This is a genomic window from Mesorhizobium bavaricum, assembly GCF_056781655.1.
Genome location: NZ_CM165566.1, coordinates 1505006 through 1523984 on the forward strand (window position 1 = coordinate 1505006; position 18979 = coordinate 1523984).

Genomic DNA, 18979 nt, shown 5'->3' on the forward strand with positions numbered 1-18979 from the left:
GGCCATGCAGTCGCTGAAGAGATACCGGCGCATCACCGTGAAGATCGGCTCGGCGCTGCTCGTCGACCGCACGACCGGCCTGAAGCGCGACTGGCTGGCCTCGCTGGCCGACGACATTGCGGTGCTCGCCCAGGGTGGCGCTGAAATCCTCGTCGTCTCGTCCGGCGCCATCGCGCTTGGCCGCACGATTCTCGGCCTCGGCAAGCGGGCCTTGAAGCTCGAGGAGAGCCAGGCGGCGGCGGCCGTCGGACAGATCGCGCTGGCCGGCGCCTGGTCGGATGCGCTCGGCAAGGGGGCGCTCAAGTCGGGCCAGATCCTGCTGACGCTCGGCGACACCGAGGAGCGCCGCCGCTACCTCAACGCGCGGGCGACGATCTCGACGCTGCTCAAGATGAAGGCGGTGCCGGTCATCAACGAGAACGACACGGTGGCGACCTCCGAAATCCGCTATGGCGACAATGACCGACTGGCCGCTCGCGTGGCGACGATGATGGGCGCCGACCTTTTGGTGCTGCTCTCCGACATCGACGGGCTCTACACCGCACCGCCGGCGCGTGACCCCAGCGCAAAGTTCATTCCGGTGGTCGACCGCATCACGCCCGACATCGAGGCGATGGCGGGAGCGGCCGCGTCCGAATTGTCGCGTGGCGGCATGCGGACAAAGCTCGATGCGGGCAAGATCGCGACCGCCGCCGGCACCGCAATGATCATCACGTCGGGCACGCGGCTGTCGCCGCTGATGGCGATCGAACGCGGCGAACGCGCCACCTTCTTCCGGCCGAGCAGCAATCCGGTCAAGGGCTACAAGACCTGGATCGCCGGCCAGCTCGAGCCTGCCGGCCGGCTGACGGTCGATGCCGGCGCGATCGGCGCACTGCTGTCGGGCAAGTCGCTGCTGCCGGCCGGCGTCAAGCTGGTCAGCGGCAATTTCTCGCGCGGCGATACGGTGGCGATCCTGTCGCCCGAGGGCCGCGAGATCGCGCGCGGGCTGGTTGCCTATGATGCCGCCGATGCCGTAAGGATCGCAGGCCTGAAGACGGCCGAGATCGAAACCGTGCTCGGCTACGAGGCGCGTTCGGCGATGATCCACCGTGACGACCTTGTGGTGAGCCATTCCGGTGACCAAGTACGGGCCGGTGACCAAGCGCTGGCCAGCAACCAAGTACGGGCTGGTGACGAAGTATCGAGCGGAGGATGAGCCATGCTGAAGCTGCATGAAAAATCCGGGGATGACACCGTGGCGCTGATGGCCGATATCGGCCGCCGCGCCCGCGCTGCCGCCCGACCGCTGGCCATCGCCACGACCGCCGCCAAGAACGCCGCACTTGTCGCCATGGCCGAAGCGATCGTCACCCGTGAGCAGGACATTCTCGACGCCAACGCCATCGATGTCTCGAATGGCCAAGAATCAGGGCTTTCCGCTTCCTTCATGGACCGGCTGAAGCTCAACCCGGCGCGCATCCGCGCCATGGCCGACGGTATCAGGGAAATCGCCGGACTGCGCGATCCGGTCGGCGACGTCATCGCCGCATGGGACCGGCCGAACGGCCTGCACATCGAGCGCGTGCGCACGCCGCTTGGCGTCGTCGGCGTCATCTATGAGAGCCGGCCGAACGTCACCGCGGATGCCGGCGCGCTCTGCCTCAAGGCGGGCAATCCGGTGATCCTGCGCGGCGGTTCGGATTCTCTCAATTCTTCGGCCGCCATCCATGCCTGCCTGGTCGAGGGATTGAAGGCCGCCGGCCTGCCCGAAGATGCCATCCAGCTGGTGCCGACCGCCGATCGCGCCGCTGTCGGCGAGATGCTGAAGGGGCTTGGCGGCACGCTCGACGTCATCATTCCGCGCGGCGGAAAAAGCCTTGTCGGGCGGGTGCAGAGCGAGGCGCGGGTGCCGGTGTTCGCCCATCTCGAAGGCATCTGCCATCTCTACATCGACCGCTCCGCCAAGCTCGACATGGCGCTGCAGATCGCCGTCAACGCCAAGATGCGGCGCACCGGCGTCTGCGGTGCCGCAGAGACGCTGCTGGTCGATCGTGCCGTTGCCTCGACGCATCTGGTGCCGATCCTCGACGCACTCCGCGCGGCCGGCTGCGAAATCCATGCCGATGCCGAGGTGCTGAAGGCATTCTTCGACGCCAAGCCTGCCACCGATCTCGACTGGGTGACGGAGTATCTCGACGCCATTATCGCGGTAAAGCTGGTCGACGGCGTCGACGGTGCGATCGACCATATCGAGACGTTCTCCTCGCATCACACCGAGGCGATCGTCGCCGAAGATGCGCGAGCCGTCGAAAAATTCTTCAACGAGATCGATTCGGCAATCCTGCTGCACAATGCCTCGACGCAATTCGCCGATGGCGGAGAATTCGGCATGGGCGCCGAGATCGGCATCGCCACCGGCAAGATGCATGCGCGCGGACCGGTCGGGGTCGAGCAATTGACCTCGTTCAAATACCGCGTGCGCGGGTCGGGACAGGTGAGGCCTTGAAAACTTGTCTTACCCTCCCCCGTGTGGGGAGGGTGGCGGGCACAGCGAGCCGGGTGGGGGAATAACGCTGAACTCTGCAACGCCCCCACCCCGCTCCGCTTCGCGGATCGACCCTCCCCACAAGGGGGAGGGCAAGGACCTCATTTCCTCCCACTATCTCAAAATGCCGCATGCCGAAAAAGGGCTGGCCGTCGGCCTGTTCGGCGGCTCGTTCAATCCGCCGCATGCCGGCCACGCCCTGGTCGCCGAGATTGCGCTCAGGCGCCTGGCGCTCGACCAGCTGTGGTGGATGGTGACGCCTGGCAATCCGCTGAAGAGCACGCGCGAACTGGCGCCGCTGGCCGAGCGACTGCAACTGTCCGAGCAGATCGCCAAAAACCCCAAGATCAAGGTCACCGCCTTCGAGGCGGCGCGTCACGTCCGCTACACCGCCGACACGCTGGCGCTGGTCAAGGCGCGCAATCCGGGCGTCGACTTCGTCTGGATCATGGGCGCCGACAGCTTGCGCGACTTCCATCGCTGGCAGCGCTGGCGCGAGATCGTCATGACCTTCCCGATCGCCGTCATCGACCGTCCAGGCGCGACGCTGTCGTTCCTGTCGTCGGTCGTCGCCAAGACCTTCGACTATGCCCGCGTCGACGAAGGCGATGCGCCAAGGCTCGCCCGCATGAAGGCGCCGGCCTGGACCTTCATCCACGGTCCGCGCTCGTCGCTGTCGTCGAGCGCGATCCGCAAACTGGCGAAGGGTTGAGCCGGCTCGCCTGGCGATGTCGCTTTTATCGCTTCCTTTGCCCGTTTCATGGGCAATTCTGAGCAGGCATGTCGATTCCCAGGAAAAACCGTACCGAAGCCGGGCAGGGCGATGAGCCCACGCCGCTGATCGCGATTGCCAGCGTCATCGCGTCGATGGCGCTGATCGCCGTCGGCAATGGGCTGATGTTTGCCTATATCCCGGTCCGGCTCGGCGCCGAGGGCTTCGATCCGACCTGGGCCGGGCTGATCATCACCGGACTTTCGGCCGGCGGCCTCGCCGGCTGTATCCTGACTGGACCGCTGGTGCGAAGGGTTGGCCATGCCCGCGCCTTCATGGTGCTGTCGGCGCTGATCGCACTGGCCAATGCCGCCGTCGGTGCCGGCCCGCATCCGCTGATTTGGATCGCGGCCCGCGCGCTCTACGGCTTTGCCATATGCGGCCTGTTCATCGTCGCGCAGAGCTGGCTGAACGATGCGGTTGCCAATGCCATCCGCGGCAGGGTGATGGCGTTCTTCTACGTTGCCTATGTCGCCGGGCTTGGTGTCGGCTATGCGACTCTGGCTCTTGTCGACATCAGAACCGCGGACGCGCCGCTGATCGGCATCGCCTTCACGGCGCTGTCGATCCTGCCCGTGGGGTTGACCAGGCTTGCTCAGCCGCCGGCACCGCAAGCGGCCTCGGTGGCGCTCGGCCGGGCCTGGCGGATTTCACCGGTCGGCGTTGCCGGCATGCTTGCAGTCGGTGGCCTGTCGATGTCGATCGCCGGCTTCGCGCCGATCCACGCCACGGCCAAGGGCTACAGCCAGGCAGACGTCGCCCTGCTGCTTTCGGCGATGCCGGTCGGCACGCTGATCCTGCAGATCCCGCTCGGCTGGATTTCCGACCGCACCGACCGCCGCTACGTGCTGATCGCCGCATCAGCGCTCGCCGCGGCGGCAGGGATGTTTGCGCTCGGTTTCGACGGCGGTGCGCTGGCGGCGCTGGTGGTGATCTACATCGTCTGGGACGGCGCCTCGGAATCGATCTATTCGCTGGCCAGCGCGCATGCCGCCGACCGCGCCGGCAAGGACGACATGGTGGCGCTGTCCAGTTCGCTGTTGTTCGCCTGGTCGCTTTCGGGCTTCATCGTGCCCGGCATCGTCACCGCGCTGTCGGCCGTCTTCGGGACGCAGGCCTTCATCTATGTGGCGATCGTCATCGCCTGCGCCTTCTGTCTGTTCGTGCTTTTGCGCGTGGTGACGACGCAGGCTGTTCCAGCCGCCGAAACCGGCAGTTTCGCGCCGATGACGGCGCAGGCGCCCTTGCCGGTCGAACTGGCCTTCGCGCCGGACGAGTAGGCCCGGCATCGGGGCAATTGAGCCCATCCCGGTGGGACCGGGATGGTTTGAGCATGATCTTCTTCGAAAACCGGTACCCACGCTTATTGCCGGCGGGCTTCCGGCGCCGGCGCTTCGGGTGGCGGCAGCGGGATCGATATGCCTTCTGCGTCGAATTCCTGCTTGGCGCGCTTGGTGAGGTCGGCCTGAGTGGCGAAGAAATCCGCCGACGATGTCCAGTAGCGCAGTGAAATCGAGACGGTACTTTCGCCAAGGGTCGCCACGAACGCGATCGGCCCCGGGTCGCGCTTGACCCGGCGCTCGGCGACCGCAATGGCAAGCAGCGCCTTCTGGGCGCGGTCGATGTCGTTCCAGGAGCCGATCGAGAGCGTAATGTCGCCGCGGCGCACGCCGTTGCGCGAAAAATTGCGCACCGGCTGGTTCCACAACGTCGAATTGGGCGCCAGGATGTAGACGCCGTCGGCGGCCCTGAGCCTGGTGGCGAAGAGGCCGATCTCCTCGATCGAGCCGGCAATCGAACCGACCTCGACGAATTCGCCGATGCGGAACGGCCGCAGCGCCAGAAGCATGATGCCTGCGGCAATGTTCTGCAGCGTGCCTTGCAGCGCCAGGCCGATGGCGAGACCGATGGCGCCGATCGCGGCGATGATCGACGCCGTCTGCACGCCGAACTGTCCGAGCACCATGATCGTGACGAGGATCAGGATGGCATAGCGGATGATCTTGGAGAAGAAATGCCGCAACGTCGCGTCGAAACCATGGATGTGGCCGAGGCCCGCGAAGATGGAACGCTCGGCAAGTCCGGCGACGATATAGCCGACTATCAAAAGGATGACGGCACCGATGGCCGAGAAGGCGTAGGAAACGATCAGCGTGCTGAGCTGCGCGAGGCCGGCCTGGACGGTCAGAAGGGCGTTTTGAGGGTCGATCGGCATGGGGAAAATCCGGTTGGTCGGTGAGCCGATAACCCATGCGGACGGCCATGGTTCCGATCTTTTCGCGCATGCGGCGGAACCGCGGGACCGACAATACGTTCGTGCGCGACAGGGCGCCGTCTTGAAACTGCAACGGAACTCTGCCTATCTAAGAGGCGTCACCTGTTTTTGTGGGTGATTTGGTTGTTCTTGCTGCGAAAGGAAATACACTGAGAACAGCACTGCGGAAGAAGGCCGATATCATGCCTTCGCCGGCCGGGATCAGCGTAAACGACGCCGTGTCCCGTGCCATCAAGACAGTCCTTGCCAGTCTGGAAGACTCCAAGGCCGAAAACATCGTCTCAATCGACATTCAGGGGAAATCGAGCCTCGGCGACTATATGGTCGTCGCGTCGGGTCGATCGCACCGTCATGTCTCGGCTGTCGCCGATCACCTGCTCAAGGCGCTCAAGGATGCCGGTCTCGGCACGGCGCGCGTCGAGGGGCTGGCAGGCGCCGACTGGGTCCTGATCGATTCGGGCGACATCATCGTCCATGTCTTCCGTCCCGAAGTCCGCGACTTCTACAATCTCGAAAAGATGTGGCAGGCGCCGGATCTCGAGGAAGAGACCCTCCACTAAGCCGTCTTTGTTTTGATGCATGTCATCGTCCCGAAACCGGTTCCCACTTTTGGGTGACATGCATTAGCGGCTTATAGGGGCGAGGATGAAGATATCAGTTCATGCCGTGGGCCGGATGAAAGCCGGCCCCGAGAAGCAGCTCGCCGACCGCTATTTCGAGCGCTTTGCCAAGAGCGGCCCGGCGGTGGGGCTCGAATTTGCCGGCGTGGCCGAAATTGCCGAGGGGCGCGCCCAGACCGCCAACGAGCGCCGGCGCGAGGAAGGCCAGAAGCTGCAGGGGCAGCTGCAGCCCGGCACCTCGCTATTCCTGCTTGACGAACGCGGCAAGAATTTTTCGTCCGAAGACTTCGCAGGCCGCATCGGCCAGCTGCGTGATGACGGCCGCAAGGCGCTGGTCATTGCCATTGGCGGTGCCGACGGGCACGATCAGCCGCTGCGCGATCAAGCCGAACTGGTGATGTCATTCGGATTGCTGACCTGGCCGCACCAACTGGTGCGCGTGATGCTGGGGGAGCAGTTATACCGGGCCGCGACCATCCTGTCCGGCCATCCCTATCATCGTTCGTAAACCGGTGAATTGGCGCGACACACACGGATTTCCGCCCCAATGCCGCACCAGACTACGCCAATTGACGGGGCCTCCGAACATGGTTGATTGTTCGTTAACGAAGCCACGCATAGAGTCGGGCTTCAATGTCTGAAGACTGGAAATCAAGGACGAGCTCATGGCGCGCGCGCTGCTGCATCGCGGCGGCGATGCTCGTGCTGTCGCTGCACGCGGCGCGAGCCGAGAACACGCTCGACCTTGCCCCCGATCCGGACCAGAGCCGCGCCGAATACGAACAGGTCGCGAAGGAGATCACCCTCTCGTCCGAGCGCCTGGCCAAGCTTTCGGCAGACATAGCGACGATCAAGAAGGATCATGCCTCGATCACTGCCGCGCTGATCCAGTCGGCAATGACCGAGCAGAAGCTCGGCCAGGACATCGAGGATATCGGCGCCAGGCTGGAAGGGCTGAAGGATCAGGAACAGAAGATCCGCACCTCGCTGATGGCACGACGCGACGTGCTGGCAGAGGTACTGGGTGCCCTGCAGCGCATGGGGCTCAACCCGCCGCCGGCGATCCTGGTCAAGCCGGAGGACGCGCTGTCCTCGGTGCGCAGCGCCATCCTGCTCGGCGCCGTCGTTCCGGAACTGCGCCAGCAGACGGATATTTTGCTGACCGATCTCAAGGAACAGTCGCGGGTGACGGCCTCGATCGAGGCCGAGCGGGCGCGGCTGACGGCGGCGGTTGGCGACCAGACGGCGGAAAAGAAGCGGCTCGGCATGCTGCTGGAGGCCAAGCAGAAGCTTGAAACCGACACCCAAACGGAAATCGCCGCAGAAAAGCAGCGATCCGAGGCGCTGGCCGCCAAGGCTGGCAGCTTGAAGGAACTGATCGCGTCGCTCGAAGCCGACAAGAGCCGTAAGGCGGCGGATGCCGCCAAGGCCGCCGAGCTGAAGACGGCGGATGGCGACAAGACAGCGGCGCCGGCCGATCTGGCGTCGCTACCGGTGCCGGAAGGCAATCAACTTACAGCGGCGGCACCGTTTTCGGCGCTGCAGGGACAGATCGTGCTGCCGGTCACCGGCCGCATCAAACGGCGATTCGGTGCCGAGGACGGTAACGGCGCGGTGATGCTTGGCGACATGGTTGCGACACAATCGGGAGCCATCGTCACCGCGCCGGCGGATGGGAATGTGCTTTATGCGGGGCCGTTTCGCTCCTATGGTCAACTCTTGATCCTGAACGCAGGCGACGGCTATCATGTCGTTTTGGCGGGGATGAGCAGAATCAGCGTCGCGACTGGCCAGTCAGTGCTTGCAGGAGAGCCGGTCGGCGCGATGGGAGAGGCCCGGGTGGCGAGCACCTCGGTTTCGAAGAATGGAAATGCCACACCGGAACTCTATGTCGAGTTCCGCAAGGATGGAAAACCCGTCGATCCGGCCCCATGGTGGGCGGACCGTTTTTCTGGAAGGACGTGAAATGATGCGGAAACTGTCGCTTCTGTTTGCCGGTGCGCTGATGGGCGCGTCCGCCATGAGCCTTGTTTATGGCACACCCGGCTCGGCGGCGAACGCTGCAGGGTCGGAGACCTACAAGCAACTGGCCATCTTCGGCGATATCTTCGAGCGGGTACGGGCACAGTACGTGACGCCGCCCGACGACAAGTCGCTGGTCGAGAACGCCATCAACGGCATGCTTGCCTCGCTTGACCCGCACTCCTCCTACATGAACGCCGAGCAGGCGCAGGACATGCGCGTGCAGACCAAGGGTGAGTTCGGCGGCCTCGGCATCGAGGTCACCATGGAAAACGACCTGGTAAAGGTGATCACGCCGATCGACGACACGCCGGCCGCCAAGGCAGGTGTGCTTGCCGGTGACTATATCGCCAAGATCGATGGCGAGGAGGTCCGCGGCCTGACCCTCAACGACGCCGTCGAGAAGATGCGCGGCCTGGTCAACACGCCGATCAAGCTCACCATCCTGCGCCAGGGCGCCGACAAGCCGATCGAACTGACGGTCGTGCGCGACATCATCAAGGTCAAGGCGGTCAAGTTCCGGGTCGAGAACGACATCGGCTACATGAAGATCACCTCCTTCACGGAAAAGACCTATGACGACCTCGAGAGCGCCATCGACACCATCAAGAAGCAGGTGCCGAACGACAAGCTCAAGGGCTATGTGCTCGATCTGCGTCTCAATCCGGGTGGCCTGCTCGACCAGGCGGTAAGCGTGTCCGATGCCTTCCTCAACCGCGGCGAGATTGTCTCGACGCGCGGCCGCGATCCGAAGGACGTCACCCGCTTCGATGCCAAGCCCAAGCAGGTCGACGACATCAACGGCAAGCCGATGATCGTGTTGGTCAATGGTGGCTCGGCCAGTGCTTCCGAAATCGTTGCCGGCGCGCTGCAGGACCTGCGCCGCGTCACGGTGGTCGGCACGCAGTCCTTCGGCAAGGGTTCGGTGCAGACCATCATTCCGCTCGGCGAGAATGGTGCGCTCAGGCTGACGACGGCGCTCTACTACACGCCGTCCGGCAAGTCGATCCAGGGCAAGGGCATCACGCCCGACATCAAGGTCGACCAGCCGCTGCCGCCGGAACTGCAGGGCAGAGACCTGACGCGCGGCGAATCCGACCTCAAGGGCCATATCAAGGGTGCCGACGAGAGTTCGACCGGTTCGGGCTCGGCGGCCTATGTGCCGCCGGATCCGAAGGACGATCTGCAGCTCATCTATGCCGAGCAGCTGCTGCGCGGCCAGAAGACCGATCCGGCTTTTCCGCCCAATCCGGAAAAGGCCGTGCTCAACCAGTAAGGGTTGCGGCCGACAACAGGCTGGCCGCCTGATGGAAGCAATGCGATGCTGCCGGGACCGAAAGGTTCCGGCAGTTTGATTCGGGGCAGGCGAAGCCCTGAAATGTGGCGCCAGGGGTGCGCCAGGATTGATGAATTCGTGCATGTCTTTTCGAAGAGGTTTCATCTTCGGAGCCATGCGCCCGGGGATGCAGCTTGGCTGACATAGGCAAGGACATCGAACGCCCGCTTGGACAAACCGTCCGGCCGCCGCGCGCCGCCGGCAAGGTGAGCCCCGGTGCGATCGCGGCAACCGTGGTCGTGCTGGCGGTGGTCGGCGTCTCGGCTGCGATCGCGCTGAGGGAAAAGCCGTTCCGCAAGCCGCAAGAGGTCGCCGTGTCGACGCCGAAAGTGACGGCGGCCGAGCCCGCCGCTGCGCCGGTCGCATTGGCTCCGGTGGCGGCACCCAAGCCGGAGGCGCCGGCAAAGACAGGCGGGCCGCAGATCATCCATGTGCAGACGGAAGAGGGTGATGGCCCGCCCAAGGCGATCGTCATCCGCGACCCGTCGACCCTCAGCCAGAATTTGAAGATCGCGCATATTCCCGACAAGGCGCTGGTCGAAGCCAGCGAAACCGGGCCTCTGCCCGTCCGTGCAGCCGATGGCCGGCGGCCGTTCGACGTCTATGCGCGGCCCTGGTCGGGCGCGCGGGGTGCGCGGGTGGCGATCGTCATCGGCGGGCTTTCGGTTTCGCAGACCGGCACCCAGGCGGCGATCGCCAAACTGCCGGCGGAAGTGACGCTGGCCTTCGCGCCGCAAGGCAACAGCATCGGCCGCTGGATGCAGGCGGCGCGGCAGAGCGGCCACGAGATCGTCATGCAGGTGCCGCTCGAACCGTTCGACTACCCGAAGATCAACCCCGGCCGCAACACGCTGACGGTGGCGGCGAGCGCGGACGAGAATTTGAAAAACCTGCGCTGGGCGCTGTCGCGGACGACGAACTACACCGGTGTCATGAACTACATGGGCGCGCGTTTCTCCACCGACGCGGCGGCGATGGAGCCGTTCATGGCCGAGCTCGGCAAACGCGGGCTGGCCTACATCGATGACGGCTCGTCGGCGCGCAGCCTGGCGCCGGACCTGGCTTTGAAGGACGGGGTGCCCTTCGTCTCCGGCGACACGGCGATCGATGCCGTACAGGATCGCGGCGCCATCCTGAAAAAACTCGACGGGCTGGAAGCCACCGCGCGCGCCAGAGGCTTTGCCGTCGGCATCGGCTCGGCCTTCGACGTGACGGTCGACACGGTGGCGTCCTGGGTGGTGGAGGCCAAGAAGCGCGGCATCGAGATCGTGCCGATTTCAGCGGTGGCCATCGATCCGCAAAAAGGCTAGCCATCGGCAAACGGCTTGGAAGATTGACTGATGGCAAAGACAAAAAGAGTCGACCGCGAAACGCTGCCCTATCGTCCCTGTGTCGGGCTGCTGATCCTCAATGCCGATGGCCTGGTCTGGGTCGGGCATCGCATCGCCGAACCGGACAGCGAATTCGCCGGTACAACACAGCTCTGGCAGATGCCGCAAGGCGGCATCGACAAGGGCGAGGCGCCGTTGCAGGCGGCCGAGCGCGAGCTCTTCGAAGAGACCGGCATGCGTGGCGTCTCGCTGCTTGCCGAAGCGCCGGACTGGATCAACTATGATCTGCCGGACCACCTCGTCGGGATCGCCTTCAAGGGCAGGTATCGCGGCCAGACGCAGAAATGGTTCGCCTTCCGCTTCCACGGCGATATCAGCGAGATCCAGATCAATCCGCCGCCAGGCGGCCACACCGCCGAATTCGACAAATGGGCATGGCGGCCGATGCAGGACTTGCCCGACCTTGTCGTGCCGTTCAAGCGCCATGTCTATGAAGACGTGGTGGCGGCGTTCCGGCACCTGGTACAATAGCCTCGACGCGAAACGACCGCAGTTGCCGTGCCGGCCCGGCGGTCCTATTGATGTCTAAGCGCGTCGCGTGGATTCAAGCGACGCGCTTTAGGTCTTTGTCTTATGCATGTCGTCCTCCCAAACCGGGGCCACTTTTTGGGCGACATGCATTATCCCGCAAGAAGGGTCGCCATGAACGACGCCCCCAAGAGGTCGCTGCCCGAGGACGTCGCTGCCACAAGCGAAGAGGTGGCCGGCGCCATCCTCACCATCGACCTTGGCGCGATCCGTGAAAACTACCGGCGGCTGAAAGCGCAACTGGGGGGCGTTCGCTGTGCCGGCGTGGTCAAGGCCGACGGCTACGGGCTTGGCGCGAGCCAGGTGGCCGCCGCGTTGCTGCGCGAAGGCTGCGAGAACTTCTTCGTCGCGCTTCTCGGCGAAGGCATCGCCTTGCGCCGCTCGCTTGGGCCGGCCCCTTCCATTTTCGTGCTGAACGGCATTCCGCCCGGTGCCGAGCCGGACGCCGTGGCGGCAAACATTTGCGCCGTCGTCAACAGCCCGGAACAACTGGCGGCCTGGCGTGCGGCGGCCCGCCGCGCCGGCCGAAAACTGCCGGCGGCGATCCAGGTCGACAGCGGTATGTCGCGGCTCGGCATGGCGTCCCAGGATGTCGAGCGCATCGCTGCCGACCCGCGCGCCTTTGACGGCATCGACATCCTTTTCGTAATGAGCCATCTGGCCTGCGCCGATGAGCCGGATCATCCGGCCAATGAGCAGCAGCGATTTGCGTTCGAGCGGCTGCGCAAGCTGTTGCCGGAGGCACCGGCCTCGTTCACCAATTCGTCCGGCATCTTTCTTGGCCAGCGCTTTCACTATGATCTGGCCCGCCCCGGTGCGGCGCTCTACGGCATCAATCCGACACCGGCCAGGCCGAATCCGATGCTGCCGGTGGTAAGGCTGCAGGCCAAGGTCGTCCAGACACGCATGCTGGAGGCCGGCGTTGGTGTCGGCTACGGCCATATTTTCCGCACCACGGCTCCTCTCACAGCCGCGACGATTTCGCTCGGCTATGCCGATGGCTGGCATCGCCGCGCGGCGTCCGCGGCCTGGTTCGAGGGCGTGCGGTTGCCCTTCCTTGGGCGGGTGTCGATGGATTCGATCATTCTCGACATTTCCGCCTTGCCACCCGGCAAGCTCCGCGAAGGCGATCTCGTCGAGCTGCTCGGCCCCTCGCAAAGCGTCGATGACGCGGCCGGTCATGCCGGCACCATCGGCTACGAAATCCTGACCAGCCTCGGACCTCGCTTTCATCGGCGATACGTCGATGGTTGAGCGGTTTGGCCGCGCTTGACAAGCGGACGCCTGTCGGCAAGGTTTCGTGCATGAGCAACCTCGCCCATATCAGAACCTTGTTCAGGGTCTGCCCGATCGCGGGATCGTAGCCCCGGCGCGGCCGCCTTCTTGGCGTCCGTCCGAACCGGGGCATCCATACATCCAACACCGCCATCAAGCCTGACAGCCCTCGCGGCTGCCGGCTTTTCATCAAGCTGCCGTCCGTACGGCGGCAAGCGCGCATCCATTCAATGCGCCAATTCATGAGGTTTGCCATGCAATATGCAACAGGACTGCGTCCACAGAGCCAGATCATGGTCAGCGATGCTGACCATGACAGACTGACAGCCCTGGCGAGAGCGTCGCTCGACCGCACGCCTGAGACGGCCGAAGAGTTGCTTTCGGAAATGGACCGGGCTGTCGTCACGGAAGCGGCGGCGATGCCGGCCGACGTGGTGCGAATGGGTTCGACAGTGACAATCCGCGCCGAAAGCGGGACCCTCCAGCGGATCACGCTGGTCTATCCCGGCGATGCCAACATCGCTGAAAACAAGATCTCGGTGCTGACGCCCATGGGCACGGCGCTCATCGGTGCAACCGTCGGGCAGGCGGTGTGCTGGAGCAGCCGTGGCGGCAGGGAACTGTCGGTGACCGTCGAAGCCGTCGACACGCCCGCCTCCGGCCATCAGCGGCGCTGATCGTGGAGGCGGTGATGAAAGGTGCGAATTGTCGCTTGACGACGAAGGACTTTGCCGTCCTCGAAATCATGCTGGAGCGTCGGCGCGCATTCGCGGATCCGATGGTGGACATGCTTGAACACAAGCTTTCAAACGCTGATCTCGTCCCGATCGATTTGGTCGAACCCGATATCGTCACGCTGAACAGCAGAGTGGTGTTTTGCATCGGCGCGGGCCCTGCCGAGACGCGAACCCTGGTACAAAACGAGGTGCGCGGACCGGTCGGCTCCAGCCTGTCGATCGCAACGAGGCGCGGGCTTTGCATGCTTGGCATGGCGCAAGGCCAGGCGGCCATGATCGAACAGGCCGACGGCAGGCGAGAGTCGATCCTGATCAAGGCCGTGCTTTATCAGCCGGAGGCTGCGCGGCGCGCGGTCGAGGAGAAATCCCAGGCCGAGGTGAGGCGACCGCATGGGCTCACCCTGGTCTACAGCGCCGCGGCCGACAGGCGGCCTCTTGGCGCGAAGGCTGGAATGCGGCAGACAGAAGACGACGACCCCGGTCCCTCGGCGGCGTGAACGAGCCACAGCGCAAGGCCCCGAAAATCGGAATCGATTTTCGGAAAGGATCATGCGCAAATCGGAAATGCGGCCGCGTCTACGGGTGTCCTGAAGGACGCGCGGCGCGGCAAGGAGTGAACGATGAAAATCATGGTGCTGGGCGGTGGCGTCATCGGGGTGACCACGGCGTATTATCTCGCCGAAGCCGGCCACGAGGTGACGGTGGTCGATCGCCAGAAAGGCCCGGCGCTGGAAACCAGCTTCGCCAATGCCGGCGAGATCTCGCCCGGCTATGCCTCGCCCTGGGCAGGGCCCGGCATTCCGCTGAAGGCGATCAAATGGCTGCTGATGAAGCATGGCCCGCTGGTGGTGCGGCCGGCCTTCGACCCGCATATGTGGACGTGGCTGATCAAGATGCTGCGCAACTGTACGGCCGAGCGCTATGCGATCAACAAGGCGCGCATGGTGCCGTTGGCCGAGTACAGCCGCGACACGCTGAAGGCGCTGCGCGAAGCGACCGGCATTGCCTATGACGAGCGTAGCCAGGGCACGCTACAGCTGTTCCGCACGCAAAAGCAGCTCGACGGCACCGGTGGCGATGTCGAGGTGCTGAAGAAGTATGGCGTGCCCTACGAGATCCTCGACCAGGACGGCTGCATCGCGGCGGAGCCGGGTTTGGCCGGCGTGCGCGAAAAATTCGTTGGTGGCCTCAGGCTGCCGCGCGACGAGACCGGCGACTGCAAGATGTTCACCGACAGGCTGGCCGAGCTGTGCGTGGCGCGTGGCGTCAAATTCGAATATGATCTGACGGTATGGCGCGTGCTGCGCAGCCGCAACCGCATCGCCAATCTCAGCACCAGCAAGGGCTGGATGACCGCCGACGCCTATGTGATGGCGATGGGCAGCTATTCGGCGGCGTTCATGCGCCGGGTGAAGCGGCCGATCCCAGTCTATCCGGTTAAGGGCTATTCGATCACCGTGCCGATCCAGGATGCCGCCGTGGCACCGGTGTCGACGGTGATGGACGAGACCTACAAGGTGGCGATCACCCGGCTCGGGAACCGCATCCGCGTCGGCGGCACGGCCGAGATTTCCGGCTTCGACCTCAGGCTGCACGAATCGCGGCGCCGCACGCTGGAACACTCGGTCGGCGATCTCTTTCCGGGCGCCGGCGCCATGCGGGACGCGACGTTCTGGTGCGGGCTGCGGCCGATGACGCCGGATGGTCCGCCGCTGATCGGCCGTACCGAGCTTTCCAATCTCTATCTCAACACCGGCCACGGCACGCTCGGCTGGACCATGGCCTGCGGCTCGGCCAAGGTGCTGGCCGACATCATCTCGAGCCGGGTGCCGGACATCGACGTCCGCGACCTCGCGCAGGAGCGTTACCTGCGATAGGGGATTTAGAACGCCTGCCTGACCCAGTCTTCGTCGAACAGCAGCCGATAGGCCCACGGGATCGTCACATTGGTGGCGACCGGGTTGGAGTGGGCGAGATAGTCGTCATAGATCGCCTTCATCCTGGTGTAGAAGGCCGGGTCCAACACCATCATCCCGTTCTCTGAATCGTGGAAAAAACTGCGGTTGTTGAGATTGACCGAGGAGATGGCCACCAGCCTTTCGTCGATCATCATGATCTTGGAATGCAGAACGACATCGGGTGCCTTGAACTCGCGAATGTCGATGCGGTCGCCATATTTCTCGACGAACAGCTTGTTGAGTGCGGTGAGGAACTTGCCGCCGATATCGCCCTTGAGATCGATGCGGCCGACAATGTCGATCCTGACGCCGCGGGCCAGCGCCCGGTCGAAAGCGCGGCTAAGCTTTGGTGTCAGGTTGAGGTAGGGATTGACGATCTGGATCTGGTGCTGGGCGGCGTCGACCAGCTCGACGAAATAATCCTCCAGCGCATGGCCATCCGCATAGGGCACGGAGATGAAGTGCCGCGCCGTGCCTGACGGGCGGCGGCCGTCCGACCGGACCGGAATGGAGAAGGGCCGCGCGATGTTGGTGTCAGCGTCGCGCAGCCACACTGTCGAAAGATGCGCCGCGAGCGTCTCGACCGTGGTCCGGTCGGAGAACTCGATGTCGAAGTCGCTCCAGTTCGAATAGTAGTTCAGCGAGAACCCATCGGTCTTGCCGTATTGCTCCAGGTCCGGATGGCGCGAAAGATCGATCGGCTGGTGGAACAGGAAGCCGTCATGGATGTTGCGGCCGCCGATGATGACGCGCGAGCGCCCGGGCTCATCAGCCAGCGTCGCCAGCATCTTGACGTGGTGGGTCTTGTGCAATTGTGAGATCTGCTCGTCGATCGGCGCGCCCTGATCCGCCCGCCAGCGATATTCCTGCAGCTCGACATTGGGGAATTCTGCCGCCAGCCGGTGCAGAAGCGCATCGTCCTTGTCGCGCTCCAGCACTTCGGTGACCATGATGCGCACCTTGGTGCCGAGCGCGGCATGGTGGCGGATCAGCCGTTCGATGATGCGGCCGGAAAAATCCGCCTTGAACTCGAGCGAGGACAGATAGATCAGTTTCAGCTTTGGCGCCTTTGAGAAGTCGAGAGGCAGATCCGGATCGCCCTTGTCGATGGCGCTGTCGGACAGCGGTGCTCCCATCAGCGCCTCGACCTTGGCGTTGAAGCCGTCGCGTGACTTGCGCAGCAGGCGCGGTTCTCCAATAGGCAGGGCACAGGTCTGCGACAGCCAGCGGCTGGCGTAGAAGGCGCGGCTCAGCGGGTCGAGGCCCGTGGGGTCGGGGGTAGGACAACGCTCGTAACGGCTGTCGAAGGCGGCGAGCGCCGGATCGGCGGTCTCTTCGCGCCGGATGGTGAGCGGCGCGCCGGCCGGCACAAGGCTGGAGCGGATCCTGGCAGTGCAGCGGTTCAGGCTGTCGCTGGGGAACAGGCTGACGGTGTCGTCCTTGCCAGACAGGCGAAAGCGGAATGCCGTGCCCGCAGCAATGGTTCGCGAACCGGCGCCGTCGCGGAGCGCCAACGCGCCGTCGCATGCGCCCTCGATGTCGGCCGGTTGCTTGCCCGCCTGGCGCAGCACGATCTCGACGCTGCGCGCCTGCAGGCCGGAAAAGTCGAATCTCTTGGGCGCCGAAGGCCGTGCTGCCGCATCGATGTAGAGCGTCTGCCGCGACACCCGCCAGCGTCCGTTGAAATGGCCATCGCCGCTGCCGCCGCTGACCGGCGGCAGATGCGTTTCGGCAACCGGCCCGGCCAGGTGCTGCAGCGTCCGGTAGGTCGCCTGGAAATCGCTGTTGCGGATCTCATGGCGGTCATGACCGAAAGGGCCGGTGCCGTTGGCCCGGTCCATGGCGCCGAGCTGGTGGTGGGCGAGCAGCGCCAGGAATCGCTTTTCGTAGTCACTAGTGCCGGCGTCGCCAAAAAATTGAGCGGCGGCGACCCGCGGCCCAGGCGTCGTGGCCGACAGCGAGGGTCGAGCGCAGGCCTCCTGGCCCTGCAGCAGGTCGCAGGCATTGCGGCCCGACGAGCCGGCACAGCCGGCAAGGACCGCCAGCCCGAACAGGGCCACGATGATGGATGCGCGGCCGTTCACTCGGTCGCCCCGGCCTTCAGGGCGCTCAGTTGTGCCGGGTCGCGCGGCGGCATGAAGCCCTGCGGGAACACCTTGCAGACGGGGATGGCGAAAGTGGCAATCAGCAGCTCCGCCTCGCCGCGCATCTTGCGCGGAGCTGTCTTGTCGTCGCGTATCGCTTTCGCCGAGGCGACGAGGGCACCATCGCAGTCGCAATGATTGTGGCGGGCGATGTAGCAGGCGTCATGCGTCTGGCAGGCCGCGTCGAGACGGGAGACCGGGCGTGCCGACAGATCGCCGGTGCGGGTGCCGGGGCCGCAATAATTGCCGAAGACGAAAGGCGAAGGGCGGGCCATGGCGTAGCGGATCGGCCTGGGCAGTTCGGCTTCCGGCACCTTGGTCCATGGATTGGCGCAAGCGGAAAGAAAAAGCAGCGGCAGGATGGCAAGAACGGCTCGCATTTTTATCCGCGCCAGCTTTCTGAATGTCCCACCCCGCAGCAGGAATTCCACCGTGACATCGGCAGAATTGCACGCCCGGTGCCACAGTCATCGATTTTGTGGCGAGGAAAAGGCGGCATCTCTAAACGAACAGGCTTCTCTCCTGCTCCACCGCCTTGGTGATGAAGCTGGCGACGATCTGAACGCGGCGCAGCGGCCGGACCGATTCGTGGTAGACCAGCCAGTAGGCACGGCGGATGGGCGCCACCACGTCGACTGAAACCAGTTCCGGTATCGAGCGGGCAACGAAGGTGTGCAGGATGCCGATGCCGGCGCCCGACCGCACCGCTTCAGCCTGGCCGAGCGCCGAGGAGATGGCGAAGCTGGTGCGCCAATCCGGGCTGAATTCGGCGGCGTAATCAAGAGAGGGGCTGACGATGAGGTCCGGCACATAGCCGATGAGAGTATGCTGGCCGAGCTCGGCGGCGCTCTGGGGCAGGCCATGCGCTTGCGCATAGGCGCGCGAGGCAAACAGGCCGAGCGAGTAGTCGACCAGCTTGCCCGCCACCAGTCGGCCTTCGGTCGGCCGCTCGACGGTGATGGCGATGTCCGCCTCGCGGCGCGACAGCGAGAAGGAGCGCGGCACCGGCACGAGCTGGATAGTCAGTTCGCGGTGCAGCGTGGTCAGTGCGCCGAGACGTTTGGCCAGGAAAGCGACACCAAACCCGTCCGGCGCGCCGATGCGCACCGTGCCGGAGACATCGTCGCCTTCGCCGGCAACGATCGAGCGCGCGGCGATCATGTCGCCTTCCATGCGCTCGGCGATATCGAGAAAGCGCTCGCCCGCCGGCGTCAGTTCGCTGCCGGTGGTCAGTCGGCGAAACAGTTTTGTCCGCAGTGCATCCTCGAGTGCGGCGATGCGGCGCGAGACGGTGGCATGGTTGAGCTCCAGCCGCTTGGCCGCGCCAAGGATCTGCCCGGCCCGCGCCACCGCCAGGAAAATGCGGACGTCATCCCAGTTCATAGGGATGGTCC

Annotated in this window: 18 protein-coding genes; 14 read left to right on the plus strand and 4 right to left on the minus strand. The window is 64.7% G+C overall.

Features of this window, described 5'->3' with window-relative positions; all coding sequences use genetic code 11:
• Nucleotides 1-4 precede the first annotated feature (4 nt).
• The 4 genes from proB to AC1RZR_RS07315 all read left to right on the plus strand — a co-directional run bounded on the left by proB (nucleotide 5) and on the right by AC1RZR_RS07315 (nucleotide 4579).
• Nucleotides 5-1198: a glutamate 5-kinase gene (gene proB / locus AC1RZR_RS07300; RefSeq protein WP_481828109.1), complete on the plus strand. Its 1194-nt coding sequence runs from the start codon at nucleotides 5-7 to the stop codon at nucleotides 1196-1198.
• A gap of 3 nt (nucleotides 1199-1201) precedes the next feature.
• On the plus strand, nucleotides 1202-2488 hold the full coding sequence (locus AC1RZR_RS07305) for a glutamate-5-semialdehyde dehydrogenase (RefSeq protein WP_481828110.1): 1287 nt from the start codon (nucleotides 1202-1204) through the stop codon (nucleotides 2486-2488).
• 163 nt (nucleotides 2489-2651) lie between these two features.
• Complete coding sequence (locus AC1RZR_RS07310; RefSeq protein ID WP_477269844.1) at nucleotides 2652-3239, plus strand: nicotinate-nucleotide adenylyltransferase; 588 nt, start codon at nucleotides 2652-2654, stop codon at nucleotides 3237-3239.
• Between the two features lie 68 nt (nucleotides 3240-3307).
• Nucleotides 3308-4579, plus strand: a complete 1272-nt coding sequence (locus AC1RZR_RS07315; RefSeq protein ID WP_481828111.1) for an MFS transporter — start codon at nucleotides 3308-3310, stop codon at nucleotides 4577-4579.
• Nucleotides 4580-4662: 83 nt separating this feature from the next.
• On the opposite strand, the gene AC1RZR_RS07320 is transcribed toward AC1RZR_RS07315, so the two are convergent.
• Entirely contained in the window at nucleotides 4663-5514 is an 852-nt protein-coding gene (locus tag AC1RZR_RS07320; protein ID WP_481828112.1) for a mechanosensitive ion channel family protein, read from the minus strand.
• A gap of 242 nt (nucleotides 5515-5756) precedes the next feature.
• Between AC1RZR_RS07320 and rsfS the strand changes: the two genes are divergently transcribed.
• The 10 genes from rsfS to AC1RZR_RS07370 all read left to right on the plus strand — a co-directional run bounded on the left by rsfS (nucleotide 5757) and on the right by AC1RZR_RS07370 (nucleotide 15360).
• Nucleotides 5757-6134 (plus strand): ribosome silencing factor, encoded by a 378-nt coding sequence (rsfS, locus tag AC1RZR_RS07325; RefSeq protein ID WP_023678068.1) that lies wholly within the window; start codon nucleotides 5757-5759, stop codon nucleotides 6132-6134.
• A gap of 85 nt (nucleotides 6135-6219) precedes the next feature.
• The gene (rlmH, locus tag AC1RZR_RS07330; RefSeq protein ID WP_481828113.1) at nucleotides 6220-6702 is read left to right on the plus strand and encodes a 23S rRNA (pseudouridine(1915)-N(3))-methyltransferase RlmH; all 483 of its coding nucleotides are present in this window, start codon (nucleotides 6220-6222) and stop codon (nucleotides 6700-6702) included.
• A 125-nt stretch (nucleotides 6703-6827) separates the two neighbouring features.
• Nucleotides 6828-8159: a murein hydrolase activator EnvC family protein gene (locus tag AC1RZR_RS07335; RefSeq protein WP_481828114.1), complete on the plus strand. Its 1332-nt coding sequence runs from the start codon at nucleotides 6828-6830 to the stop codon at nucleotides 8157-8159.
• Between the two features lies 1 nt (nucleotide 8160).
• Nucleotides 8161-9492, plus strand: a complete 1332-nt coding sequence (locus AC1RZR_RS07340) for a S41 family peptidase (RefSeq protein ID WP_379099884.1) — start codon at nucleotides 8161-8163, stop codon at nucleotides 9490-9492.
• Nucleotides 9493-9686: 194 nt separating this feature from the next.
• A complete protein-coding gene (locus tag AC1RZR_RS07345; RefSeq protein ID WP_481828115.1) occupies nucleotides 9687-10862 on the plus strand; it encodes a divergent polysaccharide deacetylase family protein in 1176 nt (391 codons plus the stop codon).
• Between the two features lie 30 nt (nucleotides 10863-10892).
• Nucleotides 10893-11414 (plus strand): RNA pyrophosphohydrolase, encoded by a 522-nt coding sequence (locus tag AC1RZR_RS07350; protein ID WP_477269076.1) that lies wholly within the window; start codon nucleotides 10893-10895, stop codon nucleotides 11412-11414.
• A 171-nt stretch (nucleotides 11415-11585) separates the two neighbouring features.
• Nucleotides 11586-12725: an alanine racemase gene (alr, locus tag AC1RZR_RS07355; protein ID WP_481828116.1), complete on the plus strand. Its 1140-nt coding sequence runs from the start codon at nucleotides 11586-11588 to the stop codon at nucleotides 12723-12725.
• Nucleotides 12726-13000: 275 nt separating this feature from the next.
• Entirely contained in the window at nucleotides 13001-13423 is a 423-nt protein-coding gene (gene rnk / locus AC1RZR_RS07360) for a nucleoside diphosphate kinase regulator (RefSeq protein ID WP_481828117.1), read from the plus strand.
• Between the two features lie 35 nt (nucleotides 13424-13458).
• Nucleotides 13459-13980: a GreA/GreB family elongation factor gene (locus tag AC1RZR_RS07365; protein ID WP_481828118.1), complete on the plus strand. Its 522-nt coding sequence runs from the start codon at nucleotides 13459-13461 to the stop codon at nucleotides 13978-13980.
• A gap of 123 nt (nucleotides 13981-14103) precedes the next feature.
• Complete coding sequence (locus AC1RZR_RS07370) at nucleotides 14104-15360, plus strand: D-amino acid dehydrogenase (RefSeq protein ID WP_379099866.1); 1257 nt, start codon at nucleotides 14104-14106, stop codon at nucleotides 15358-15360.
• Between the two features lie 5 nt (nucleotides 15361-15365).
• On the opposite strand, the gene AC1RZR_RS07375 is transcribed toward AC1RZR_RS07370, so the two are convergent.
• The 3 genes from AC1RZR_RS07375 to AC1RZR_RS07385 form a co-directional block, all read right to left on the minus strand.
• Nucleotides 15366-17525, minus strand: coding sequence for a phospholipase D-like domain-containing protein (locus tag AC1RZR_RS07375; protein WP_481828119.1), 2160 nt, complete (start codon nucleotides 17523-17525; stop codon nucleotides 15366-15368).
• A complete protein-coding gene (locus AC1RZR_RS07380; protein ID WP_481828120.1) occupies nucleotides 17522-17965 on the minus strand; it encodes a phospholipase A2 family protein in 444 nt (147 codons plus the stop codon). Before AC1RZR_RS07380 ends, AC1RZR_RS07375 begins: the two co-directional genes overlap by 4 nt.
• 121 nt (nucleotides 17966-18086) lie before the next feature.
• Entirely contained in the window at nucleotides 18087-18968 is an 882-nt protein-coding gene (locus AC1RZR_RS07385; RefSeq protein WP_481828121.1) for a LysR family transcriptional regulator, read from the minus strand.
• Nucleotides 18969-18979: the final 11 nt, after the last annotated feature.